The organism is Rathayibacter sp. AY1D1 (assembly GCF_002932635.1).
In the GTDB taxonomy this organism is placed as follows: Bacteria; Actinomycetota; Actinomycetes; order Actinomycetales; family Microbacteriaceae; genus Rathayibacter.
In genome coordinates this window covers 70,662-85,335 of sequence record NZ_PSVY01000008.1, presented here as the reverse complement: position 1 = coordinate 85,335, position 14,674 = coordinate 70,662, and the positions used below count along the sequence as shown (strand labels likewise).

Sequence of the window (14,674 nt, the reverse complement as noted above, 5' to 3'; positions counted from 1 at the left end):
GGCCGGCCGCCGATCCCTAGCCTGGGACGATGCTGCCGACACCGCCCCGCCGCGTCCTCCCCGTGCGACACGAGGTCGAGGACGTCACGCTGCGGACGGTCGACACCGGTCCGGCCGGAGCGGGCGCGGTGTTCGTCCTGATCCACGGGATCGGGATGTCGCACCACACCTTCTCGCCGCTCGCCGCCCGCCTGAAGCGGCACGGCCGGGTGATCGGCGTCGACCTCGCCGGCTTCGGCGCGAACGCGCGACCGCGGCGGAGGATCGGCCTCGAGGACCACGCGCGGCAGGTCGAGCAGGTCCTCCGCGGACTGGGCGTCTCGGGCGCGGTCGTCGTCGGGCACTCGATGGGGTCGCAGGTGGCGGTCGAGCTGGGGCTGCGCGCGCCCGGCCTGGTCGACGGCGCGGTGCTCATCGGGCCGGTGGTGGATCCGCAGCGGCCCGGAGCGGTCCGCCAGGGGCTCGCGCTGCTGCGGGACTGCCTCGGCGAGCCGGTGGGCGTCGACGCGATCGTGCTGGCCGACTACCTGCGCGGCGGCCTGCGCTGGTACCTGCGCCAGCTGCCCGAGATGCTGCGGCATCCGGTCCAGGAGCGCGTCGCCCGGCTGGAGGTGCCGGTCCTCGTCGCCCGCGGCCGCGACGATCCGATCGCCACCCGTGACTGGTGCGAGCGGCTCACGGCCCACGCGCGCGAGGGGCGGCTCGTCGAGTTCGCCGGCTCGCGCCACGTCGTCCCCCGCACCGAGCCCGGAGCGCTCGCCCGCGAGATCCTCCGCTTCGCCGCCGCGCTCGGCGAGAGGCCCGCCGCCCCGCTCCCCCTCCGGTCGGAGCCGGCCGCATGAGCCGGCTCCGGCGCCTGGTCCGCGACGCCGTCTGGTGGATCCGCGACTACGCCTACGCCGTCGCCTGGCAGGTGCGCGGCGTCCTCTCGCGCCGTGCCCCGGACGACTACCTCGACGGCGACCGGCGGCCCGTCGTGGTCCTGCCGGGGATCTGGGAGACCTGGTCCTTCCTCCGCCCGATCATCGATCCGCTGCACGAGCGCGGGCACCCTCTCCACGTGCTGACGAGCCTCGGCCGCAACGGCCGCCCGGTCGCCCGGACGGCCGAGGACGTGGCCGCCTACCTCGCCGAGCACGGGCTCCGCGACGTGGTGATCGTCGCCCACAGCAAGGGCGGACTGATCGGCAAGTACGTGATGACCGAGCTCGACCCGGACGGCCGGGTCGACCGGATGGTCGCCGTGGCGACCCCGTTCGGCGGCTCCCGCTACGCGCCCTACCTGGTCCTCCGGAGCCTGCGAGCCTTCTCGCCGCGCGACGCCACGACCCTGCTGCTGTCGAGCCGCTCCGGAGCGAACGCGCGGATCACGTCCGTGTTCGGCCTCTTCGACCCGCACATCCCCGAGGGCAGCATGCTCGAGGGCGCGGTCAACGTCCGGATCGAGACCGGCGGGCACTTCCGCATCCTGAGCGACCCCGAGACGCTCACCGCGGTCGTCACGGCGGTCTCTGCGGAGGAGCGCGCCGACGGAGAGGCGCCCTGACGGCGGCGGAACCCCTGACGACGGCGGAACCCCTGACGACTCCGTAGCAACCCGCGTCGCCGCGGCGGAACCCCCTGGCGCCTCCGGCCCGCGAGGCGGAGCGTGGAGTCATGCCCGCCTCCTCCACCGGCCCGACCGAGCTCCTCCTCGTCCGCCACGGCGAGAGCCTCGCCAACATCGCGGCGAGCGCCGCCGAGGCCTCGGGGGCGCACGAGATCGCCGTCGACCGCCGCGACCCCGACGTCGAGCTCTCCCCCGCCGGCGAGGAGCAGGCGCGCGCGCTCGGCCGCTGGCTGGCCGAGGAGGCGCGGCCCGCCTCCGCCTGGACGTCGCCCTACCGCCGCGCCTCCGCGACCGCGCGCCTCGCCCTCGGCGAGGCCGGCATCGACCTGCGGCTTCGCCCCGACGAGCGCCTGCGCGACCGCGACCTCGGCGTCACCGACCGCCTCACCTCCGCCGGCGTGCGGGCCCGGATGCCCGAGGAGGCGGCGCGGCGCGAGTGGCTCGGCAAGTTCTACTACCGGCCGCCGGGAGGCGAGGCCTGGACGGACCTCGCGCTCCGCGTCCGCGCCTTCGTCGACCACCTCGCCGTCGCCGCGCCTCCCGGGCCGGCGATCCTCTTCTGCCACGACGCGGTCGTCCTCGTCCTCCGCTACGTCCTCGAGAGCCTCTCCGAGCACGAGCTGCTCGACATCGGCGCTTCGACGCCCGTCGCCAACGGCTCCGTCACCCGTCTCGTCCGCGACGGCGACGCGTGGCGCCTCGAGCTCTTCAACCGCACGTCCCACCTCGAGCGCTCCGGCGCCCCCGTCACCCGGCACGACGACCGCGCGGACGGAGAAGGAGACCCTCATGAGTGACCTCGTCTCCCGCGCCCTGCTCGAGCAGCGCTGGCCCCTCCCGGAGCCCGGAGGCTCGAAGCACTCTCGCGGCGACGTGGTCGTCGTCGGCGGCGCCCGCAAGACGCCCGGCGCCGCGATCCTCGCGGGGATCGCCGCGCTGCGGACCGGCGCGGGTCGCATCACGCTCTGCGTCGCCGAGTCGGTCGCGTCGGCCACCGCGGTCGCGCTGCCAGAGTGCGGAGTGGTCCCGCTCGCGGAGACGCGCACCGGCTCCGTCTCGGGCCGCGGGCTCGACGTCCTGGCCGGCGAGCTCTCCTCCGCCGACGTCGCCCTGATCGGACCCGGCCTGGACGACCCGCGCGCGACCGCCGCGACCCTGCGGGCCCTCGCTCCGCTCCTCGACGACGTGCCGGCTGTGCACCTCGACGCCTTCCCGCTCGGAGTCCTGCCCGGGCAGCGCCGTCTCGCACGGAGGCTCGCGGGCCGGCTCCTGCTGACCCCGAACTCGGAGGAGGCGTCCCGGCTCCTCGGCGAGGAGGTCGACGACGTCGAGCGGGCCGCCCTCGCGGTCGCCGAGCGCTACGGCGCGGTGGTGAGCCTGTTCAACACGATCGCCTCGCCCGACGGCGACGCGGTGCGGATCGAGGGCGAGCACCCCGGGCTGGCCACCGCGGGCAGCGGCGACGTGCTCGCCGGAGCGACGGCGGGCCTGCGCGGGCGCGGCGTCGATCCGATGGGCGCGGCCGCGTGGGGCGCGTTCCTGCACACGGAGGCGGACACGCGCCTCTCCGCGCGGATCGGCCCGGCCGGGTACCTCGCGAGCGAGATCCCGGGGGAGTTCCCGCGCGTGCTGGCGGGCTGAGCGGCGCGGGTGCACTGAGGACGGCAGTCGTTCCGAGGCGGGCCGGCGGTGCGAGCGCCCCGGACCGAGCCGGCGGCGTGAGCGGCGGCGATCACCGTGACCGCGGCGTCGACCTCAGTGCGCGACGTCGGCGACCGAGAACGCCACTCCCGGCGTGATCAGGATCGAGGTCTCGCGGGGCTCGCCCTCGCCCTGGTTCACCGTGATCCAGCGCGACGCGGAGCCGTCCAGGGCGCGGTCGATGCTCTCGCGCACCTCCGCGGCCGACGTCTCGCTCAGGCTGAACGGCGCTCCGCCGTAGATGATCTCGACGCGCTTCACAGCATGCTCTCCTCGCTCTGACGGGCGGTCCCGTGGGGCTCCTCGCTGATCCGCAGCCCGTGCGCCGTGTGCGAATCGGCGAGCAGCTGGCGGATCCAGTCCGGGTTGATGTTCGGGGCACGGCCGCCGTGGTACTTGAAGCGCAGCGGGATGGCGGGGTGCAGCCAGATCGAGGTGCGTCCGTCGCCGACCGCCTGCGAGTCCTTCCACGAGAAGTAGAAGGACTCGTTGCGCGCGAGCTTCGAGCCGATCACGATCTGCAGGTGCGCCAGCAGACGGTCGTCGAAGTCGGCCTCGAGGGTCGAGTCGTAGATCAGTCGCCCCATCAGGCGGTTCTCCGTTCGGGAAGTCGCCCGTCCGCGAAGGATCGGGCGGAGTCGTGAGTGTCGATCCTACCGGCGCCCCGGATGCTCACCAGGAGTCGTCCTCGCCGTGGAAGTGCGGGATCTCGGTGTCGACGGCGGAGAGGGGCCCGGCGCCGCCGTCCTCCTCGGCCACGGGGTGCGAGACGCCCAGGCGGGCCGTCTCGCGGGTGAAGCGCTCGACGAGCTCCTCGTCGAGCAGCTCCTCGGCTCCGTCGTCCTCGGACTCCGAGAACAGCTGGCTCGCCGGTCCGATCAGCAGCGCCGCCCGTCCGGGCCGGCCGGACTCCTGGCGGATCGGGATGTCGACCGTGATCGACCCCTTGGTGAGCGCCAGCGCCTCCGCGTAGGCCAGCAGCGACCGCGCGATGGCGGTACCCGTCAGCACGGAGCTGCCGGCGTAGTGGATGCGTTCCATGCCTCCTTCCTACTCCTCGGGCGGCCGCCCGGTCAGCGGTTGCGCGGTCGAGGGAGGGAGCGCTGGCGCCGCGTCGATCCGGCGGTCGAGCGCGTCGCGGACGGCCGGCCACTCGGCCGCGAGGATCGAGTGGACGGCCGTGTCGCGCCACGAGCCGTCGGCCCGCCGCTGGTCGTGGCGGAGCACCCCCTCGAACACGGCGCCGAGGCGGAGGATCGCGGCCCGCGAGCGCGCGTTCACCGCATCCGCCTGGAGCTTCACCCGCTCGTAGCCGCTGTTGAAGGCGAGCCCGAGCACCAGCCGCTTCGCCTCCGGGTTCACGACGGTGCCCCACGTCTCGGGCGCGTAGGCCGTCCAGCCGAGGTGGGCAGCCTCGCGCGTCTCGTCGAAGTCGGCCAGCGAGGTCGTGCCGACGACGCGCCCCTCCTGCAGCACGGCGAATGGCAGGCCCGTGCCCCAGGGGTAGTAGCGGTCGACGAAGGCGCGGAACTCCTCCGGGGTGCCGGGGAGGCCGGACGGTCCTCCTCCGTAGCCGCCGGCGAACACCTCCGGACGTCCGATCGCCCGCCCGAGCGGCTCGACGTGCTCGACGGCGAGCGGCTCGAGGACGATCGAGCGGCCGACGAGCGTGACGGGACCGGGGCGGCGGGGGCTGCTCATGCGATAAGTGTGGGGCACCGTGCCAGCATGGCTCCATGAGCACCGCCGCGCTGTTCGAGTCCGCCGCCGCCGCCCTCGTCGGTCTGCTCGCGCAGGTGCGGGACGACCAGTGGGAGCAGCCGGGGCTCGGCGTCTGGGACGTCCGCGGCCTCGCGGGCCACGCGTCGCGGGCGGTGCTGACGGTCGAGGCGTACCTCCTCGCTCCGGAGCCGCCCGAGCCGACCATCGAGGACGCGCTCGACTACTACGCCGCGCTGGCCGGGAACGTCGCCGACCCCGCGGCGGTGGCGCGGCGCGGGGTCGAGGCGGGGCTGCTGCTCGGCGACAGGCCGGCTCAGGCGCTGGCGGAGGCGGCGGGCCGCGCGATCGAGCTGGTCGCCGCCCAGCGTCCCGGCCGCCTCGTCGCCGTGGGCGGCCACGCGATCGAGCTGGACGAGTACCTCCGGACCCGGCTGCTCGAGCTGGTCGTGCACACGCTCGACCTCTCGCGGGCCACCGGGATCCCGCACGTGCTGCCCGGCGAGGCCGTCGAGGCGTGCTGCGCGCTGACCGGCGGGCTGGCCGCTCGAGCCGGACGCGGCGAGGAGCTCCTGCTCGCGCTGAGCGGGCGGGAGCCCCTCGCCGCGGGGTTCTCGGTGGTGTGAGGGCGCCGGCCCCCGGCTGCGGGTTCTGCGCGGCGCCGGCCCTCCGGCCACCGGGTCCTCCGTGGTGAGGGCGCCGGCCCTCCGGCTGCGGGTTCTGCGCGGCGCCGGCTCTCAGGCCACGGCGAGAGCGGCGACCGGCGACACCTTCGTGGCGCGGCGGGCGGGCAGCACGGCCGAGACGACCGTGATCACGACGCCCACCACGAGCACCGCCACCAGGATCGGCACCGGGACGGTCGGCGGGATCAGTCCGATGCCCGGCAGCGAGCCGAACACCGAGATCGCGCCGCACCAGCCGTAGACGATCCCGAGCACGATGCCGAGCACCGCGGCAGCGATGATCATCTGCGCCGCCTCGAGCACCACCATCGACCGCACCTGCGAGCCGGTGAAGCCGAGCGCGCGGAGCAGGCCCAGCTCGCGCCGGCGCTGCAGCACGCTGAGCGACAGCGTGTTGACCATGCCGACGGCGGCCAGGACGACCGAGAAGCCGAGCAGGACGCTCATCACCGCGGTGCTCACCTGGATGAACTGCTCGAACGCCGCTATCACCTCGGGGTTCGTCTCACCCGAGCGCTCCATGATCGTGCCGAAGGTGGCGGCGGCGACCGCGAACATCGTGACCAGCGACACTCCGATGACCAGTCCGATCACAGCCCGAGCGCTGCGTGCCGGATTGCGGACGGCGTTGGCGGACGCCAGGCGGGCGACGGGGCCCCGGCCGAAGGCGCGGCCCACGAGGGCCGTGAGCGGAGGGAGCAGGACGGGCGCCCCGAGGATCACGCCGGTGAAGGACGCCATGCCTCCGACGAGCCCGAGGAGGACGCCGCCGGGGTTGGCGAGCCCGAGGACCACGCCCGCGGCGAGCAGCAGCGCGCCGACCACGACGAAGACGATCGCCGTGACGTTGCGGGCGGTGCGGCCGCGCAGCTCCTCGTAGCGGGGCTCGGCGGAGGATCCGGCGGCCTGCGACGGCGCGACCGCCAGCACGCGGCGCGATCCGGACCACGAGGCGATGACCGTCGAGGCGACCACGGCGATCAGCGGCAGCACGAGGCCGGGCGAGACGAGCGGGTAGTCGAAGCGGGGCAGGGTGCCGCTCCGGATGGCGAGCTCCGCGGCGAGCGCCACGAGAGCGACGCCGGCGACCAGGCCGATCGCCGCTCCGAGGAGCCCCTGCAGGAGGCCCGTGCGGACGATCCCGCTGCGCAGCGACCGGCCGGAGGCGCCGAGCAGGCGCAGCAGGGCGATCTCGCGGGTGCGCCCGGCGATGACGGTCGAGACCGCGTTGGCCGTGACGATCCCGCCCACGAACACGGCGATGCCGAAGAAGACGGCGCCGACCATCCCGAGCATGAGGGCGACCTGGCCGATGCCGTCGATCCCCGCTGCCGCGAAGGCCGCGACCATGTCGGCGATGACCTGCACCAGCACGGCGCCGAACGCCGCGGCGAGTGCGGCGACGGTGACGATGGCGCCCCCGCCCTGGCTCGAGCCCGTGCGCACGCCGCTCACGCCGCGCCCTCCATCGTGAGCATCGCGCGCGAGATCTCCTCGGCGCTCATCCCGCGGCGGTCGTCGACGACGGCCCCGTCGCGGAGGAAGACGATGCGGTCGGCGTAGGCCGCCGCGATCGGGTCGTGGGTGACCATGGCGATCGACTGGCCGTACTCGCGGGTGGAGGCCCGGAGCAGGCTGAGGACCTCGCGGCCGGTGCGCGAGTCCAGGTTGCCGGTGGGCTCGTCGGCGAAGATCAGCTGCGGTCGGGTGGCGAGGGCGCGGGCGATCGCCACGCGCTGCTGCTGCCCGCCCGAGAGCTCGTGGGGCCGGTGCGTGAGGCGCTCGCGGAGCCCGAGGGACTCGATCAGCCGGGCGATCCACTGCTCCTCGTCGCCGGTCAGGGAGCGGCCGTCGAGCTCGAACGGGAGGCGGATGTTGCCGCGCACGTCGAGCGTGGGGACGAGGTTGAAGGCCTGGAAGACGAAGCCGACGCTGCGGCGGCGGAGCACGGTCAGCTCGGCGTCGCTCATCGAGGTGATCTCGGCCTCCCCGAGGAACACGCGGCCGGAGGAGGCGGTGTCGAGGCCGGCGAGGACGTGCATGAGCGTCGACTTGCCGGATCCGCTGGGACCCATCACCGCGGTGAACTCGCCCCGCTCGATCGAGAGCGTGACGTCGTCGAGGGCGACGACGGGCGGCGTGCTGCCGTAGAGCTTGCGCACGCCCTCGACGCGCGCCACGACGGAGGAGGTCTGGTTCTGCATGTCCTCGACGCTACGGAGGCACCCGTGTCGCCGGCGTCGTCCGCAGTGGCTCGCGGCATCATCCCTCCGGCGGACCCGCGATGGTCCTGCGGGGTCAGCGGGGCCGGAGCCCCGCCCGGCGGAGGGCGAGGGCCGCCAGCGCGGCGGTGACGGCGGGGTCGCCGGCCCGCCAGCCCGCGGCGGCGTCCGGGTGCGCGGCGAGGATGTCGCGGGGGGACGCCTGGGTGAGCGCGCGCAGGGCCAGCAGCTCGGTTCCGCCGCCGGTCGAGCCGAGGGCGCGCAGCTCGGCGGTCCGGCGGGCGAAGCGGAGCCGGGGCCGGAGCCAGAGCACGGCCAGGAGCAGGAGCGGGAGGCCCCCGACGGCGAGCCCGGCGACCACGGCCAGGGCGCTCGCGAGCTGCTGTTGGTCGCGTCCGGCGGCGGCGAGCACGGAGCCGGCCCCGCTCGCCTCGTCGAACGGAGCGCGCACGGCGTCGCCGAGCAGGGGGATGCCGCCGAGGGTGGTCCCGGCGTCGCTCATGGTCGAGCCGAAGCCGCTGCCGGCGCTCTCGAGCCGACGGCCGATCTCGGCCAGGCCGGCGATCAGCGAGCCGACCGCGATCCCCGCGGCGATCGCCACGACGGCCACGCCGAGAGCGAGGGCGTCGGCCAGGATCTGCCGCGCGCGGACGGCCGGGAGGTCGGCGTAGATCTGCATGCGCCGATTATCCGGCGCGCTCGGCGGCGGTCGTGTCCACACCGGAGGAAGGATTCGTCGAGAGGGCCCGGGATCCGCGTCACTCCGCGAGGTCCCCGACGTTCTTCCTCCGTTGTGACCACGTCGGCCGCCTCCGAGAGGGCTGCCCGGCCCGGCTCCTCGCCGCTTCTAGTCGAGCAGGTCGTGCAGCACGACGACCTGCTCGCGCTCCGGCCCGACGCCGATCGCCGAGAACCGGGCGCCGCTCATCGCCTCGAGCGCGCGCACGTAGTCCTGCGCGGTCTGCGGCAGGTCCGAGAACTCGCGGCAGCCGGAGATGTCCTCCTGCCAGCCGGGGAACTCCTCGTAGATCGGCTTCGCGTGGTGGAAGTCGCTCTGCGAGACCGGGACCTCGTCGTGGCGCACGCCGTCGACGTCGTAGGCGACGCAGACGGGGATGGTCTCGAGGCCCGAGAGCACGTCGAGCTTGGTGAGGACGAAGTCGGTGACCCCGTTGATCCGCGCCGAGTAGCGGGCGATCGGGGCGTCGTACCAGCCGCAGCGGCGCGGGCGGCCGGTCGTGGTGCCGAACTCGAAGCCCTGCCGGCGGAGGTACTCGCCCCACTCGTCGAAGAGCTCGGTCGGGAACGGTCCGGCGCCGACGCGGGTCGTGTACGCCTTGATGACCGCGATGACGCGGTCGATGCGGTTCGGCGCGACTCCGGAGCCGGTGGCCGCTCCACCCGAGGTCGCGTTGGAGGAGGTGACGAACGGGTAGGTGCCGTGGTCGACGTCGAGCATCGTGGCCTGGCCGGCCTCGAACAGCACCGTTTTGCCCGCGTCGAGCGCCTGCGAGAGGACCAGCGACGTGTCGGCGACCATCGGGCGCAGGCGCTCGGTGTACTGCAGCAGGTCCTCCAGCACCTGCTCGACCAGGATCGCGCGGCGGTTGTAGACCTTCACCAGCAGGTGGTTCTTCTGGTCGAGGGCGCCCTCGACCTTCTGGCGGAGGATGTTCTCGTCGAAGAGGTCCTGGATGCGGATGCCGACGCGGTTGATCTTGTCGGCGTACGCCGGGCCGATGCCGCGGCCGGTGGTGCCGATCTGGCGCTTGCCGAGGAAGCGCTCCGTCACCTTGTCGAGGGTGCGGTGGTAGCTGGTGATGACGTGCGCGTTGGCGCTGACGAGCAGCTTCGACACGTCGACGCCGCGCGCGCTCAGCGCCTCGAGCTCGTGGAACAGCACCTCGATGTCGACGACGACGCCGTTCGCGATGACCGGGACGACGCCCGGGGTGAGGATGCCGGAGGGGAGCAGGTGCAGGGCGTACTTCTCGTCGCCCACCACGACGGTGTGCCCGGCGTTGTTGCCGCCGTTGAACTTCACGACGTAGTCGACGCGGCTGCCGAGGAGGTCGGTGGCGCGTCCCTTGCCCTCGTCGCCCCACTGGGCGCCGGTGATGACGATTGCTGGCATGGCGTGTCCTTCTCGACGGGAGGGGCGGGGGTGGGCGGGTGCGGCGCGGCAGTCGTGCCGCCTCCGCGCGACCAGCCGCTCGATTCTAGCGGAGGGGCCGGAGGACGGCTCCTGCGCTCGGGGGCGGCCCCGCGGACTCCTCCGGCTCCGGGCCGGCACCGCGGACGCATCGCCGAGCAATGCTCTCGATCCCGTCATGCGCAGTTCACACGCGGCGCATAGATTCGAGGACGTTCACACTCCACTCATCACGCGAACAGGACCACGATGCGCAGACTCCGCGCCGCAAGCCTCCTCGCCGTCGTCGCACTCGGAGCCGCCACCGCCGCTCCGATCGCCTCGGCCGCCCCTCTCGACGACGGCGTCGAGCTCACCCTGGTGTCGACGACCGACACGCACGGGCACGTCTACGACTGGGACTACTTCGCGAACGCGCCGTACCCGGCCGACGGTGCGCTCGGCCTCACCCGCGTCGCGACCGAGGTCGACCGCCTCCGCGCCGAGAAGGGCGAGGAGTCCGTGCTCGTCATGGACAACGGCGACGCGATCCAGGGCACGCCGCTCACCTACTACTACGGCCTCGGCGACGGCGCCGCGGGCGTCCTCTCCGGCGAGACGACGCACCCGATGGCCACCGCGTTCAACACCATCGGCTACGACGCGCAGGTCGTCGGCAACCACGAGTACAACTACGGGCTCGACATGCTCAGCGCGTACGAGGGCGACCTGAACGCCCCGCTGCTGGGCGCGAACGTCGTCGACGTCGCCACCGGCAAGCCGTACCACGACCCCTACACGCTGATCGAGCGCGAGATCGACGGGAAGACGGTCACCGTCGGCGTCCTCGGCCTCGTCACCCCCGGCGTCCGCGTCTGGGACAAGCAGTACGTCGACGGCGTCCTCGAGTTCCAGGACATGGTCGCCGCCGCGAAGCAGTGGGTCCCGATCGTGCAGGAGCAGGCGGACGTGGTCGTCGTCCTCGCGCACACCGGCCAGGGCACGGTGCCGGACGCCGAGTACGACCCCGCCGACCTCAACGAGGACGTCGTCAACAACATCGCGACGCAGGTCCCCGGCATCGACGTGGTCGTCGCCGGCCACAGCCACAAGGACCTGCCGCAGACGCTGTTCACCAACGTCGCCGGCGAGCAGGTGCTGGTCACCCAGCCCGAGTTCTGGGCGCAGGGCCTCACCGAGGTCACCCTGAACCTGGTGCCGGACGCCGCGGGCGGCCTCGAGGTCGACTGGTCGGCCGGGAACGCGCCCGTCACGCAGCCCGTCTACGCGAAGGACATCGCCGAGGAGTCGCCCGCACTGGTCGACGCCCTCGCCGAGCAGCACGCCGCCACGATCGAGTACGTGAACACCCCCGTCGCCGACTCGGTCGAGGAGCTCTCGGCCGCGACCTCGCGCTACGAGGACACCCCGATCATCGACTTCATCAACACCGTCCAGGCCGAGACCGTCGAGACGGCTCTCGAGGGCACCGAGTGGGCCGACCTGCCGGTGATCTCGCAGGCGTCGCCGTTCTCGCGCACCGCCGTCTTCCCGAAGGGGCAGGTCAGCATCCGCGACATCGCGGGCCTGTACATCTACGAGAACACCCTCCGCGGAGTGGAGCTGACCGGAGCCGAGGTGCGCGACTACCTCGAGTTCTCGGCCCGCTACTTCGTGCAGACCGCCGAGGGCGCCGTGTTCGACCCCGAGACCGGCACCAACGCGACGACCGAGGACCGCCCCGACGGCATCCCGGACTACAACTACGACGCGATCTCGGGCCTGGACTACGTGATCGACGTCTCCCAGCCCGCCGGCTCGCGGATCCGCGGTCTCGCCCACGCCGACGGCACCCCGGTCGCCGACGACGAGCGCTTCGTGATGGCGGTCAACAACTACCGCCAGAGCGGCGGAGGCGCCTACCCGGCCGTCGCGCAGGCACCGCTCGTCTACGACGAGCGTCTCGAGATCCGCCAGCTCCTCATCGACTGGTCGACCGCCCGCGGCGTGATCGACCAGGCCGACTTCTACGACCCCAACTGGTCGCTGACGACGGAGCCCGCCGCCGAGGTCCCGGTCACCCCGGCGCCGACCGAGCCCGGCACCCCGACGGAGCAGCCCACCACCGCTCCGTCGCCGCACCCCACCACCACGGCGGCCCCCGTCGCGGGAGGCTCCGGCCCGGGCTCGCTCGCGAACACCGGCGCCGACGCGGCCGGCCTGATCGGCGGAGCCCTCGTGCTGCTGCTGTCGGGTCTCGCGCTGGTCGTCGCGCGACGCCGCCTCGCGGCCTAGCCGAGCAGGGCACGGGCGGCGGTCGGCGGGGTCTCCCGCCGACCGCCGTTCGTCGTTCCGGAGGATCGCGGGACGATCGGGCCGCGGACCGGCGGCTCAGTCCCCGCGGCGTCGCGACCGGCGGGCCCGCCAGGCCGAGAACGCCCCGGTCGACCAGAGCGCCCAGACCACCAGCAGGGGCTGGAAGACGAGCCGCACCGCGCGCGCCGCGTCCGTCTCGAGGCCGAACGCCGGCGTCCGCGTCACCAGCTGCGAGATGTTCCCCGGGAAGACCGCGACGAAGAACGCGGCCACCACGACTCCCACGATCACGCGCCACCGCACGAGCACGACGAGCGCCAGCCCGAGCGCGATCTCGACGACGCCCGACGCGACGACCACCAGGTCCGGGTCGGCCGGCAGCCACGGCGGGACCTGCGCCTGGAAGGCCTGACGCGCGACCGTCAGGTGCGCCGAGCCGGCCGTGACGAGCACCAGGCCCAGGAGGATGCGGGCGAGAGTGCGCGGAACGGAGCGGCGTCCTCCGTCGGGCGCTGTGGCGGCGGTCATGCCCCCAGTCTGCGCTCGGAGCCCGCTCGCGCCGACCGCGCGCGCGTTGCGGCGGCGCCCCGTATCCTCGTTACCGCCCCGTCCGCAGACCGTGAAACGAGTTCCATGAGCACCCTGCCCCGCCTGATGGCCTTCGACCTCGACGACACCCTCGCCGCCTCGAAGTCCCCCGTCGACCCGGCGATGGCCGACCTCTTCGTGAAGCTGCTCCAGGCCACCGAGGTGTGCATCATCTCGGGCGGCCAGATCGGCCAGTTCCGGATGCAGGTGCTCGACCGCCTCGAGGGCGCCGACCCCGAGGTGCTCGCGAAGCTGCACCTCATGCCCACCTGCGGCACGCAGTACTACCGGTACGAGAACGGCGACTGGGCGCAGATCTACGCCGAGAACCTCACCGAGGACGAGAAGTCGCGCGCGCTCGCCGCCGTCGAGGAGAAGGCGAAGGAGCTCGGCTACTGGGAGTCCGAGACCTGGGGCCCGATCCTCGAGGACCGCGACTCGCAGATCACCTTCTCGGCCCTCGGCCAGTCCGCGCCCGTCGAGGTCAAGCAGGCCTGGGACCCGGACGGCGAGAAGAAGAACACCCTCCGCGAGGCCGTGCAGGCCGTGCTCCCCGACCTCGAGGTCCGCTCCGGCGGCTCGACGTCGGTCGACATCACCCGCAAGGGCATCGACAAGGCGTACGGGATGAACAAGCTCACCGAGCTGACGGGCATCCCTCTCGACGACATGATCTTCGTCGGCGACCGCCTCGACCCGGACGGCAACGACTACCCCGTCAAGGCGATGGGCGTCGAGTGCTTCGCCGTCGAGGGCTGGCACGACACCGCCGCGTACCTCCGCTCCTACGGCCTGTAGGCCGCGCCCCGCGAGCCTCTGCCGCGGCGGGGGCGCTGCGGCAGGGCGGCGCCGGGCGGGCGTCGTTCAGCGGTCCTCGTTCAGCGAGCCGGCGGCGGTGCCGCCGAGGGCGAGCCGGAGCCGCTTGGGCAGTCCGGCGACGACGATCGCGTGGGACTCCTCGATCAGCTCCAGCACCAGCCCGGACTCCACCGCCCCGCCCGCATCGACGGTCACCCAGTGCTTCTTGTTCAGGTGGTACCCGGGCTCGATGCCCTCGACCCCCGCGACGAGGTGCACCACGTTCTCGGGCAGCGCCTTGACGCTCACGACGGGGCGCTCGAAGCGCTCCGACTCGAGCGCGAAGACCTTCCCGGCGACCTTCCACACCCGCGTGCCCGGGCCGAACGGGAAGCTCGCCTCCGCCCCCGCGAGCCCCTCGAGGAGCCGCCGTACCGCCGTGTCGTCCATCCGATCATCCTCCCGCACCCGACTGCGCCGGAGGCGGAACGCGCCCGCTCACCGGACCCGACCCGAGTCCCATCGGAGCGGCGCCCGTCGCCGCCGCTCCGGCGCCGAGGTCGGACGACGCGACGGCAGCGTCGGAGGAGCCGGAACGGAGCGGACGTCCTGATGGGTCGATGAGCGACTGCGGATGCGCCGGCGATCCTCCTCTCGCCGCCGGGGATCCGCGAACGAGCCCGCGCCCGGCCGAGGTGAGGCCGATCAGTCGGATCACGACGAGGCCGTGCAGCCGACGGAGACGCTGCACCTGAACGAGGAGGACGCCCTCGGGAGGCGGTCCTGCCCGTGCGCGCCTGGTGACGGAATCACGAAGGCCGTAGAGGCCATCCTCCGATCGGCCTTGTAGGGGTTCCTCGGGCGGGAAAGCGAGCGGGGAGACGCATCCGGGCAGCCGACACCG

Annotated in this window: 17 protein-coding genes; 7 read left to right on the top strand and 10 right to left on the bottom strand. The window is 73.7% G+C overall.

Annotated features, from left to right (window positions below; genetic code table 11):
* The first annotated feature begins 29 nt into the window (after positions 1–29).
* The 4 genes from C5C56_RS08035 to C5C56_RS08020 all read left to right on the top strand — a co-directional run bounded on the left by C5C56_RS08035 (position 30) and on the right by C5C56_RS08020 (position 3,250).
* Entirely contained in the window at positions 30–842 is an 813-nt protein-coding gene (locus tag C5C56_RS08035; protein ID WP_104319359.1) for an alpha/beta fold hydrolase, read from the top strand.
* Positions 839–1,546 carry a triacylglycerol lipase gene (locus C5C56_RS08030; protein WP_104239324.1) on the top strand — a complete coding sequence of 236 codons (708 nt, stop codon included), beginning with the start codon at positions 839–841 and terminating at the stop codon, positions 1,544–1,546. Before C5C56_RS08035 ends, C5C56_RS08030 begins: the two co-directional genes overlap by 4 nt.
* Positions 1,547–1,656: 110 nt before the next feature.
* Entirely contained in the window at positions 1,657–2,406 is a 750-nt protein-coding gene (locus C5C56_RS08025; protein ID WP_104319358.1) for a histidine phosphatase family protein, read from the top strand.
* Complete coding sequence (locus C5C56_RS08020; RefSeq protein WP_104273158.1) at positions 2,399–3,250, top strand: NAD(P)H-hydrate dehydratase; 852 nt, start codon at positions 2,399–2,401, stop codon at positions 3,248–3,250. Before C5C56_RS08025 ends, C5C56_RS08020 begins: the two co-directional genes overlap by 8 nt.
* A gap of 114 nt (positions 3,251–3,364) precedes the next feature.
* On the opposite strand, the gene C5C56_RS08015 is transcribed toward C5C56_RS08020, so the two are convergent.
* The 4 genes from C5C56_RS08015 to C5C56_RS08000 form a co-directional block, all read right to left on the bottom strand.
* The gene (locus tag C5C56_RS08015; RefSeq protein ID WP_104222775.1) at positions 3,365–3,571 is read right to left on the bottom strand and encodes a hypothetical protein; all 207 of its coding nucleotides are present in this window, start codon (positions 3,569–3,571) and stop codon (positions 3,365–3,367) included.
* Entirely contained in the window at positions 3,568–3,897 is a 330-nt protein-coding gene (locus tag C5C56_RS08010) for an ATP-dependent DNA ligase (protein WP_104222776.1), read from the bottom strand. The genes C5C56_RS08015 and C5C56_RS08010 overlap by 4 nt, the downstream gene beginning before the upstream one ends.
* An 85-nt stretch (positions 3,898–3,982) precedes the next feature.
* Positions 3,983–4,351 carry a hypothetical protein gene (locus C5C56_RS08005; RefSeq protein WP_104222777.1) on the bottom strand — a complete coding sequence of 123 codons (369 nt, stop codon included), beginning with the start codon at positions 4,349–4,351 and terminating at the stop codon, positions 3,983–3,985.
* 9 nt (positions 4,352–4,360) lie between these two features.
* Entirely contained in the window at positions 4,361–5,011 is a 651-nt protein-coding gene (locus C5C56_RS08000; RefSeq protein ID WP_104319357.1) for a GNAT family N-acetyltransferase, read from the bottom strand.
* Positions 5,012–5,046: 35 nt separating this feature from the next.
* On the opposite strand from C5C56_RS08000, the gene C5C56_RS07995 reads away from it, so the two are divergent.
* A complete protein-coding gene (locus tag C5C56_RS07995; protein WP_104288355.1) occupies positions 5,047–5,655 on the top strand; it encodes a maleylpyruvate isomerase N-terminal domain-containing protein in 609 nt (202 codons plus the stop codon).
* 111 nt (positions 5,656–5,766) lie between these two features.
* On the opposite strand, the gene C5C56_RS07990 is transcribed toward C5C56_RS07995, so the two are convergent.
* From C5C56_RS07990 to C5C56_RS07975, 4 genes are all read right to left on the bottom strand, one after another.
* The gene (locus C5C56_RS07990) at positions 5,767–7,170 is read right to left on the bottom strand and encodes an FtsX-like permease family protein (protein WP_258063296.1); all 1,404 of its coding nucleotides are present in this window, start codon (positions 7,168–7,170) and stop codon (positions 5,767–5,769) included.
* Positions 7,167–7,919: an ABC transporter ATP-binding protein gene (locus C5C56_RS07985; RefSeq protein WP_104319356.1), complete on the bottom strand. Its 753-nt coding sequence runs from the start codon at positions 7,917–7,919 to the stop codon at positions 7,167–7,169. Before C5C56_RS07985 ends, C5C56_RS07990 begins: the two co-directional genes overlap by 4 nt.
* Before the next feature lie 94 nt (positions 7,920–8,013).
* The gene (locus C5C56_RS07980; protein WP_104319355.1) at positions 8,014–8,616 is read right to left on the bottom strand and encodes a hypothetical protein; all 603 of its coding nucleotides are present in this window, start codon (positions 8,614–8,616) and stop codon (positions 8,014–8,016) included.
* 168 nt (positions 8,617–8,784) lie between these two features.
* Positions 8,785–10,071, bottom strand: a complete 1,287-nt coding sequence (locus C5C56_RS07975) for an adenylosuccinate synthase (protein ID WP_104250676.1) — start codon at positions 10,069–10,071, stop codon at positions 8,785–8,787.
* Positions 10,072–10,338: 267 nt separating this feature from the next.
* On the opposite strand from C5C56_RS07975, the gene C5C56_RS07970 reads away from it, so the two are divergent.
* On the top strand, positions 10,339–12,363 hold the full coding sequence (locus tag C5C56_RS07970) for a bifunctional UDP-sugar hydrolase/5'-nucleotidase (RefSeq protein WP_104319354.1): 2,025 nt from the start codon (positions 10,339–10,341) through the stop codon (positions 12,361–12,363).
* Between the two features lie 96 nt (positions 12,364–12,459).
* Here C5C56_RS07970 and C5C56_RS07965 read toward each other — a convergent pair whose 3' ends face one another.
* Positions 12,460–12,912: a DoxX family membrane protein gene (locus tag C5C56_RS07965; protein ID WP_104250678.1), complete on the bottom strand. Its 453-nt coding sequence runs from the start codon at positions 12,910–12,912 to the stop codon at positions 12,460–12,462.
* A gap of 105 nt (positions 12,913–13,017) precedes the next feature.
* Between C5C56_RS07965 and C5C56_RS07960 the strand changes: the two genes are divergently transcribed.
* A complete protein-coding gene (locus C5C56_RS07960) occupies positions 13,018–13,770 on the top strand; it encodes an HAD-IIB family hydrolase (protein WP_104222786.1) in 753 nt (250 codons plus the stop codon).
* 66 nt (positions 13,771–13,836) lie between these two features.
* Here C5C56_RS07960 and C5C56_RS07955 read toward each other — a convergent pair whose 3' ends face one another.
* Positions 13,837–14,220 (bottom strand): MmcQ/YjbR family DNA-binding protein, encoded by a 384-nt coding sequence (locus C5C56_RS07955; RefSeq protein ID WP_104222787.1) that lies wholly within the window; start codon positions 14,218–14,220, stop codon positions 13,837–13,839.
* Positions 14,221–14,674 lie beyond the last annotated feature (454 nt).

Excerpts from the sequence above, each read along its gene's own strand:
- C5C56_RS08000 (WP_104319357.1), bottom strand. The coding sequence starts at position 5,011 with ATGAGCAGCCCCCGCCGCCCCGGTCCCGTCACGCTCGTCGGCCGCTCG.
- C5C56_RS07995 (WP_104288355.1), top strand. The coding sequence starts at position 5,047 with ATGAGCACCGCCGCGCTGTTCGAGTCCGCCGCCGCCGCCCTCGTCGGT.
- C5C56_RS08005 (WP_104222777.1), bottom strand. The coding sequence starts at position 4,351 with ATGGAACGCATCCACTACGCCGGCAGCTCCGTGCTGACGGGTACCGCC.
- C5C56_RS07965 (WP_104250678.1), bottom strand. The coding sequence starts at position 12,912 with ATGACCGCCGCCACAGCGCCCGACGGAGGACGCCGCTCCGTTCCGCGC.
- C5C56_RS07955 (WP_104222787.1), bottom strand. The coding sequence starts at position 14,220 with ATGGACGACACGGCGGTACGGCGGCTCCTCGAGGGGCTCGCGGGGGCG.
- C5C56_RS07960 (WP_104222786.1), top strand. The coding sequence starts at position 13,018 with ATGAGCACCCTGCCCCGCCTGATGGCCTTCGACCTCGACGACACCCTC.
- C5C56_RS07980 (WP_104319355.1), bottom strand. The coding sequence starts at position 8,616 with ATGCAGATCTACGCCGACCTCCCGGCCGTCCGCGCGCGGCAGATCCTG.
- C5C56_RS08010 (WP_104222776.1), bottom strand. The coding sequence starts at position 3,897 with ATGGGGCGACTGATCTACGACTCGACCCTCGAGGCCGACTTCGACGAC.
- C5C56_RS08020 (WP_104273158.1), top strand. The coding sequence starts at position 2,399 with ATGAGTGACCTCGTCTCCCGCGCCCTGCTCGAGCAGCGCTGGCCCCTC.
- C5C56_RS08030 (WP_104239324.1), top strand. The coding sequence starts at position 839 with ATGAGCCGGCTCCGGCGCCTGGTCCGCGACGCCGTCTGGTGGATCCGC.
- C5C56_RS08025 (WP_104319358.1), top strand. The coding sequence starts at position 1,657 with ATGCCCGCCTCCTCCACCGGCCCGACCGAGCTCCTCCTCGTCCGCCAC.
- C5C56_RS08035 (WP_104319359.1), top strand. The coding sequence starts at position 30 with ATGCTGCCGACACCGCCCCGCCGCGTCCTCCCCGTGCGACACGAGGTC.
- C5C56_RS07970 (WP_104319354.1), top strand. The coding sequence starts at position 10,339 with ATGCGCAGACTCCGCGCCGCAAGCCTCCTCGCCGTCGTCGCACTCGGA.
- C5C56_RS07985 (WP_104319356.1), bottom strand. The coding sequence starts at position 7,919 with ATGCAGAACCAGACCTCCTCCGTCGTGGCGCGCGTCGAGGGCGTGCGC.
- C5C56_RS07975 (WP_104250676.1), bottom strand. The coding sequence starts at position 10,071 with ATGCCAGCAATCGTCATCACCGGCGCCCAGTGGGGCGACGAGGGCAAG.